This is a genomic window from Microbacterium sp., assembly GCF_003248605.1.
Classification (GTDB): Bacteria; Actinomycetota; Actinomycetes; order Actinomycetales; family Microbacteriaceae; genus Microbacterium.
The window spans coordinates 1-4805 of the sequence record NZ_QFPF01000147.1 but is presented as its reverse complement, the minus strand read 5'-3'; the positions used below and the strand labels follow the sequence as shown (position 1 = coordinate 4805).

Genomic DNA, 4805 nt, shown 5'->3' with positions numbered 1-4805 from the left:
AGCCGTGGTGGGGAATCGTCGGGGGGACGCTCGTGGCCGTGCTGATGCTCGCCACCAGCGGGTTCGTGCACACCCGAGCGGGTATCGTCACGGGGTGGGTGCTGCAGGCGATCGTGGCGCTGTCGGCGTTCCTCGTGCCGGCGATGCTGCTGATCGCCCTCATCTTCGGAGGCATGTGGGCCTTCGCCACCATCCAAGGACCGCGAATCGAGGCACGCGCACGCCGCGCGCAGCCGGAAGGAGAATGACATGGCCACCGAAGAGACTCTCGTGCTCGTCAAACCGGACGGGGTCGCCCGCGGCCTGACCGGCGAGATCCTCGCGCGCATCGAGCGCAAGGGTTACGCGCTCGTCGACCTCGCGCTCGTCGAACCCGATCGTGAGCGTCTCGAACGCCACTACGCGGAGCACGAGGGCAAGCCCTTCTACGAGCCGCTGCTCGAGTTCATGATGTCGGGCCCCTCCGTCGCCATTCGTCTCGCGGGCAACCGTGTCATCGAGGGCTTCCGATCGCTCGCGGGCACGACCGATCCCACGACCGCGGCCCCCGGGACCATCCGCGGCGACTTCGGCCGCGATTGGGGCCTCAAGGTGCAGCAGAACCTCGTGCACGGCTCCGACAGCACCGAGTCCGCCGAGCGCGAGCTGCAGATCTGGTTCGGCTGAGCGAGGAGCGCGGCCTCCGTCAGAACAGGCTGCCCAGCACATCGAGGCGCAGCTGCGCGATCACGGCGATGATCGCGTAGCTGCCCACGGTGAGCAGCAGGATCCAGCCCATCAGCGTCTGCGCGGATCGGCGCACCGACGCGGGGGCGGGCAGGATGCCGGAGCGCAGCACGTGCAGCGTCACGGCGTAATACGTGGGAAGAGTGACGGCCCACGTCACCATGCACCACGGGCACAGGGTGCCGAGCACGAAGATGCTCTGGAAGATCAGCCAGATGACGAACGCCATGGCGAGCGTCATGCCGAGCTCGAACAGCCACCAGAACCACCGGGCGAAGCGCGCCCGGGCAAGGAGTGCGGCGCCGACGACGAGCGGCGCGACCCACCCCGTCAGGCCGAGAACGGGGTTGGGGAAACCCAGGACACTGCCCTGCCACGACTCGAGGTTGGCGCGGCACTGGACGAGCACGCTGAAATCGCAGGACAGGATCGCGTCGGGATCCGCCAGCAGCTCGAAGCGTTCGAGCGTGAGCGCGAAGGCCGCATACCAGCCGATGACACCCGCGATCATGAGCCATACCGCGAGCGTCGTGGGGCGGGTGTGCGTCTGAGCGGCGTGCGGCATGAGTGGGATTATGGCACCCGGCGGTGCGTGCAACCTGCCCGCGGCAACCGTGAGAATCCGGTGCCGGGGCCGCGCCGGCGGCGTCGCGACGACGATTCGCGTCGAATGATGCGATAATGACTCATCGATGCACCCGCGGCCGCGCCGCGATCCGCATCGACGAAGACTTCGGGCGATGACTGCCCTTCGCAGCACGAGCCACGGGCCTGCTGCAGACCGAGTGAGTTCGCGGCACCGCAGGTGCGGAGCCGCACGAGATTTCGCCGGGCGACGCGCGGCTGTCGCCCGCAGGGAGTGCGCCAGCAATGGCTGATGAGAACAGTGACCTCGACCGCAACGACCAGAACACCCCGGATGCGCCGCTAGAGCAGGGCGCCGTCCCTGTCGCCGCGGATGCGGCTGAGCCCGCCGCGCCAGAGCAGAACCCGGCCGCGGCGCAGCCCGAGCCCGCTGCTCCCGAGCAGCCTGAGCAGGATGCGGCGGAGCCCGAGCAGCCGGCCCAGCCCGAGCAGCCGGCCCAGCCCGAGCAGCCGGCCCAGCCCGAGCAGGCGGAGTCGACCGCGACCGAGCAGCCGGCCCAGCCCGAGGCGGAGCCGGCGTCGACCTATGCCGTGTCTGCGGCAGCCGATCCCGAATCGGAGGCCGCGTCCCAAGAGCCCGACCCTGAGCCCGGCCCCCTGACCGCCGCGGCGCTCGGGCTGCTGCCCGAGACCTTCGTCTCGCAGGTGTCGACGCAGCTGCACTTCTACGCGCCCGAGATCGTTGCGCTGCCCGCCCTGCCGGAAGAGCCCGCCGCCGACGCATCGCCGCAGGGTGGCGGCCAGGGATCCTCCCGTCGTCGCAACCGCCGCCGAGCGGGCGAGGATGCACCGAGCGAGACCGACCCGGGCACCGTCGTCAAGGTGCGGCAGCCGCGCGCGGTCGAGATGATCACCGAGCCGCAGCGCATCAAAGGCTCGACGAGGCTCGAGGCCAAGAAGCAGCGACGTCGGGACGGTCGCGAAGCCGGTCGCCGCCGCGCCGTGGTCACCGAGGCCGAGTTCCTCGCACGCCGCGAGGCCGTCGATCGTGTCATGGTCGTGCGCTCGAAGAACGGGCGCATCCAGATCGCCGTGCTCGAGGACAACGTGCTCGTCGAGCACTACGTCGCGCGCAACCAGGACGCCTCTCTGATCGGCAATGTGTACGTCGGCCGCGTGCAGAACGTGCTTCCGAGCATGGAGGCGGCCTTCGTCGACATCGGCCGCGGTCGCAACGCGGTGCTGTACTCGGGCGAGGTGGATTGGGATTCGGTCGAGACCGGCAACCAGCCCCGGCGCATCGAGCTGGCGCTCAAGTCCGGCGACAAGGTCCTCGTGCAGGTCACGAAGGACCCGGTGGGCCACAAGGGAGCGCGCCTGACCAGCCAGATCTCGCTCCCGGGCCGCTACCTCGTGTACGTGCCGGGCGGCGCGATGAACGGCATCTCGCGCAAGCTCCCCGACACCGAGCGCGCGCGCCTGAAGCGCATCCTCAAGGAGGTGCTCCCGGAGTCATCGGGAGTGATCGTGCGCACGGCCGCCGAGGGGGCGACCGAGGATCAGCTCACCCGCGATGTCGGTCGACTCATGACGCAGTGGGAGCACGTGAGTGCCCAGGTGGATCACGTGCAGGCACCCGCACTGCTGCACTCCGAGCCCGACCTGCTCGTCAAGATCGTGCGCGACGTCTTCAATGAGGACTTCTCGCGGATGCTGATCCAGGGCGAGGAGGCTCACCGCACCATCGAGGCGTACCTCGAATCCGTCGCGCCCGACCTGCTCGAGCGGATCGAGGCCTTCTCCGGCGACCACGACCCGTTCGATGAGTTCCGCATCACCGAGCAGATCGAGAAGGCCCTGGACCGCAAGGTGTGGCTGCCCTCGGGCGGCTCGCTCGTGATCGACCGCACCGAGGCGATGACGGTCGTGGATGTCAACACCGGCAAGTTCGTGGGGTCCGGGGGAAACCTCGAGGAGACCGTCACCAAGAACAACCTCGAGGCGGCCGAAGAGATCGTCCGTCAGCTGCGCCTTCGCGACATCGGCGGCATCATCGTCGTGGACTTCATCGACATGGTGCTGGAATCCAACCGCGATCTCGTGCTGCGCCGGCTCATCGAATGTCTGAGCCGTGACCGGACCAAGCACCAGGTGGCGGAGGTCACCTCGCTCGGCCTGGTGCAGATGACCCGCAAGAAGCTGGGCCTCGGTCTGCTCGAGACCTTCAGCGAGGCCTGCGAGGTCTGCGCGGGGCGCGGCGTCATCGTGCATCACGATCCCGTCGTCAAGCACCGGTCGGCGCAGCCCTCAGGCGGAACCGGCTCCAACCGTCGCTCTCGCGGCGGGGCCCAGCCCTCGTCGGCGGCTCCGGCCACGTCGGGCACCCACGTCATCACCGAGGGCGTCAAGTCCGCGCTCGCGCAGATCGCCGCGTCCACGCTCGGCCACGGACCCGAAGCGGATGCTGCCGCCGAAGCCGCATCGGCCACCGTCACGGCCGATGCCATCACGATCGTGCTTCCGGAGGGTCCCGGCGGATCGCCGGAGGGGGATCGGCCCAAGAAGCGCCGCAAGCGCGGCGAGCGTTCCGAGCGCGGCGAGCGGGGCGGCGGCGAGCGCGGCGATCGGCCCGGTGGCGAGCGATCCGATCGCTCCGGCTCCGATGCCGCGGAGCGTCAGGGCGCGCCGCGGACGGAGAAGCAGCAGCTTCTCGAGTCGGTGCTGCAGGCACTGCCCGAGCCGAAGGCGCCGGGCCAGGGGCGTGCCCGCCGGCGGGTGTCGACGGGTGTGCTCACGGGCACCCCGGTCACGATGCCCGGTGCGGACGAGTGAGCAGCATCCGCTGACATCATCCTGCGCTCAGGCGCCGGGTGCTCAGGCCTGGGAGCGACGCTCGCGCGCGGTGACCCGTAGACCCGAGTCGCGCAGCGCGTAGACGATCTCCCGACTCGAGACGTGCCGTGCCCCGCCCGCGATGAGGCGGGGGACGGCGTCTTCGGGGACGTCGTAGTGGTCGAGATCGAATCCTCGACGGGGGATGCCGTGCGCTGCGGCGAAGGCGTGGAGCTCGTCGAGGGTCGCGTCGCTGATCAGGTGCGCCCAGAGGCGGCCGTGGGCGGGCCAGCGTGCGGTGTCGATCAGGATCGCCATGGCGTCACTCTAAGCGGCCTGTGCCTGCAGCATCCCGTGCAGGACACCCGGGGGCCGCTTTTGCCACCGGGGTGAGCATCGGGTAGACTCGACCCTTGGTGCGTCACGTGCCGCCACCTCGTGTGCGCGGCGCGACAAGAGCCTAGCTTCCGCACCACGCTCGACGAAGCCGCGGCTTCCCGTGAACATCCCGAGTCGTACGGCTCTCCACATAACGGAGCCGAACAGCTCTCCAGACAGAAGGCGCCCGCCCGGGCTCCCCAGAGAAAAACAGGTGTGAAGTGGTTTACGCAGTAGTGCGCGCCGGCGGCCGCCAGGAGAAGGTGGAGGTCGGCACCATCGTC

5 protein-coding genes and 1 pseudogene are annotated in these 4805 nt (G+C 69.7%); 4 read left to right on the top strand and 2 right to left on the bottom strand.

What is annotated here, in order from left to right; translation table 11 throughout:
* Positions 1-248: DUF4233 domain-containing protein (locus DI573_RS13965; protein ID WP_292815544.1), on the top strand; the 248-nt coding region annotated here is incomplete at its 5' end.
* 1 nt (position 249) lies between these two features.
* Positions 250-666 carry a nucleoside-diphosphate kinase gene (gene ndk / locus DI573_RS13960; protein WP_292815541.1) on the top strand — a complete coding sequence of 139 codons (417 nt, stop codon included), beginning with the start codon at positions 250-252 and terminating at the stop codon, positions 664-666.
* Positions 667-685: 19 nt separating this feature from the next.
* On the opposite strand, the gene DI573_RS13955 is transcribed toward ndk, so the two are convergent.
* Positions 686-1291 (bottom strand): vitamin K epoxide reductase family protein, encoded by a 606-nt coding sequence (locus DI573_RS13955; protein ID WP_292815539.1) that lies wholly within the window; start codon positions 1289-1291, stop codon positions 686-688.
* Between the two features lie 305 nt (positions 1292-1596).
* On the opposite strand from DI573_RS13955, the gene DI573_RS13950 reads away from it, so the two are divergent.
* Entirely contained in the window at positions 1597-4143 is a 2547-nt protein-coding gene (locus tag DI573_RS13950; protein ID WP_292815536.1) for an Rne/Rng family ribonuclease, read from the top strand.
* Positions 4144-4185: 42 nt separating this feature from the next.
* Here the strand turns inward: DI573_RS13950 and DI573_RS13945 are convergent, their stop codons facing one another.
* Positions 4186-4461: a DUF4031 domain-containing protein gene (locus DI573_RS13945; RefSeq protein WP_292815533.1), complete on the bottom strand. Its 276-nt coding sequence runs from the start codon at positions 4459-4461 to the stop codon at positions 4186-4188.
* A gap of 281 nt (positions 4462-4742) precedes the next feature.
* Here DI573_RS13945 and DI573_RS13940 point away from each other — a divergent pair.
* Positions 4743-4805, top strand: a pseudogene (locus tag DI573_RS13940) (50S ribosomal protein L21); the annotation flags it as partial.

Excerpts from the sequence above, each read along its gene's own strand:
- ndk (WP_292815541.1), top strand. The coding sequence starts at position 250 with ATGGCCACCGAAGAGACTCTCGTGCTCGTCAAACCGGACGGGGTCGCC.
- DI573_RS13955 (WP_292815539.1), bottom strand. The coding sequence starts at position 1,291 with ATGCCGCACGCCGCTCAGACGCACACCCGCCCCACGACGCTCGCGGTA.
- DI573_RS13950 (WP_292815536.1), top strand. The coding sequence starts at position 1,597 with ATGGCTGATGAGAACAGTGACCTCGACCGCAACGACCAGAACACCCCG.
- DI573_RS13945 (WP_292815533.1), bottom strand. The coding sequence starts at position 4,461 with ATGGCGATCCTGATCGACACCGCACGCTGGCCCGCCCACGGCCGCCTC.